Genomic DNA, 2,386 nt, shown 5'->3' with positions numbered 1-2,386 from the left:
GTCGAGGGCCACCCACAGAGCCGTCTCGACGACCTGCTGCCATGGGCCTACCAGGCCATGCCAGCCCTCAAAGCCGTGGCCTGAAAACAGCGCTTACGTTTTACGGGCATCCTGAACCCTGAAGGAGGGTGGATGCCATGCCTCGCAAACGCTTCACGAATGAACAGATCGTCTTTGCCCTGCGACAGGCGGAGAACGGCGCGACGGTGGACGAGGTCTGTGCGGCGAGATGGGCGTATCCGAGCCGACGTTCTATCACTGGAAGAAGCAGTTCGTCGTCATGGGCGTGCCGGAGATCCGACGGCTCAGGCAACTGGAGGACGAGAACGGCAAGCTCAAGCGGCTGGTCGCCGACCTGACGCTGGACCGCTCCATACTGCAGGACGTCCTCAAACGAAAGTGGTGAGGCCCGCCGCTCGCCGTGAGGTAGGTGGTCACCTGCAGGTGGCCTACGACATCAGCGAGCGTCGGGCCTGTCTGGCTACGGGCTTCGGCCGATCGTCCCAGCGCTACAGGAAGCGCTCGGACCCTCAGGTCGCGCTGCGGATACGGTTGAAGGAGTTGGCTGCCTCACGGGTGCGCTACGGCTACCGGCGGCTGCACATCCTGTTGCGACGGGAGGGCTGGGAGGTGAACCATAAGCGCACCTACCGGAACAACCCGAGACGAAGGGCTGTCGATCCGGTCCAAGCTGCCCAAACGCAAGCGGGCTTGGCGGTATCGCCAGGGACGACCGGCGATCGGTAGACCCAACGAGGTCTGGGCCATGGACTTCGTATCCGACCGCATCTTCGACGGGCGTCTGTTCCGGATCCTGACGTTCGTCGATTGCCATACGCGAGAGGCGCTCTCGCTCACACCGAGAGCTAACTTCCGCGCCTTCCAGGTGCGACAATGGACCGGAGTTCGCCGGTCGCATGCTCGACCAGTGGGCCTACCTGAACGGGGTCGAGATCGACTTCTCACGACCGGGCAAGCCGACCGACACGGATGTTGTAGAAAAGTCCTTTCAGGCAGGTGCCGGCATCTTTTTTCTCGACCGGGACCTGGTTGGAGTCTTGGTTCGCCATCGCGCGGTGAAGTCGGCCTACGCTTCTTCGGCCTTTTCGACGTGCACCCGCTCGGCAGCTCGCCTCGCCGGGATGTTGTAATCGTAGGCGGCACCGCGCCTGGCGGGCTCCTTCGGTAAACCTGCCTTGAGCTCGATGCTGCGGAACTTGCGGGCCAGCAGCGCTGGCCGCACCCAGATATAGTCTTCGCCTTTGGTCAGCATGTGCCAGATGATCATGGCGAGCTTTCGTGCGGTGGCCACCGCCGCAATCGGCTTACCCCGCTTGGCGGCCACGCGCTGGAAGAAGGCACGCAAGGGGCCGGGCGAGCGCCCAGCCGCCCAAGCCGCTTCAACGAGCATGCCCCGCGCTTGGCCTCGACCCTGCTTGGTGATCCGCCCATGATAGGCAGGTCCCTCGCCGGATTGGTGGGTGCTCGGGTTAAGGTCGAAATAGCCGACCAGCGTCGTCGGATCGCCGAAGCGCCGAACGTCGCCGATGGCAGCAGCGACGCCCGATGCGACGGCCATGTCGACCCCGGGCAGCGTCATCAATCGCCGGATGACCGGATCGGACATGGTGGCCCGTGCGATGTCGGCTTCCACGTCTCTGAGCGATCCTTCGATGAGGGCGATCTGCGCGAGGTGACGATCGATGGCAGCGCGTTCATCATTGGGCAGACGCTGGGCGACGATCCACTTGCGCTCACTGATCCCGGTCAGGTTCCCGTGCGGGCACGGCGGGATGAGGTACGCGTGTAGGATCGCCTGGATGTGGTTCTTCAGCCGCACCCTTTGGCGGATCAGCTGGGTGCGCCGTGCGACCTGCCGCCGGAGGGCGAGGGTCGCCTCGTCCGGGACCCACACCTCTGGGAGGAAGCCGGTTGCACAGAGCTTGGCCTGCACCGCCGCATCAATCGCGTCGGTCTTGATTTTCGCATGCGCGATCAGCCTCACCTGCTTGGGATTGGCGATGACCACGCGGTCGACGTAAGGCGCAAGCACCTCGACGACGGCTGCAGCGTTGCTGGTCGCCTCGATGACGACATGATCGTCGTGCGTAAGCTCCGTCCTGGCGAACGCCTCGAGGCGTTCGCGTAGCATGGGAATGCGGCCGAGCTTCACCAACTTCCCATCGAGAAGCGCCACAACCTCGGCCGCTACCCGATGAACGTCCATGCCGATAATCCGCATAGCCTCCTCCTTGGTCCAACAAGGTTGAGGGAGCTGGCGGGCAACACGACAATTACGGATCCGCGCTCGCAGCGCATCCGGGCTAGTCGCAGGGGCGGCCAGATAACGACCTCGAGCTCGCAGCTCATGTCAGTGCGACGGCCT

2 pseudogenes are annotated in these 2,386 nt (G+C 64.0%); one reads left to right on the top strand and one right to left on the bottom strand.

Going from position 1 to position 2,386, the window contains the following annotated elements:
• Positions 1-137: 137 nt before the first annotated feature.
• Positions 138-1,001: pseudogene (locus ASF41_RS25240) on the top strand (IS3 family transposase); the annotation flags it as partial.
• 89 nt (positions 1,002-1,090) lie between these two features.
• Here ASF41_RS25240 and ASF41_RS19380 read toward each other — a convergent pair.
• Positions 1,091-2,242 (bottom strand): annotated as a pseudogene (locus ASF41_RS19380) (IS110 family transposase); the annotation flags it as partial.
• Positions 2,243-2,386 lie beyond the last annotated feature (144 nt).

Origin of the sequence: Methylobacterium sp. Leaf111 (genome assembly GCF_001423285.1) — a bacterium.
Taxonomy (GTDB): domain Bacteria; phylum Pseudomonadota; class Alphaproteobacteria; order Rhizobiales; family Beijerinckiaceae; genus Methylobacterium.
The sequence above is the reverse complement of the archived record's forward strand: the minus strand, read 5'-3'. Positions and strand labels throughout refer to the sequence as shown.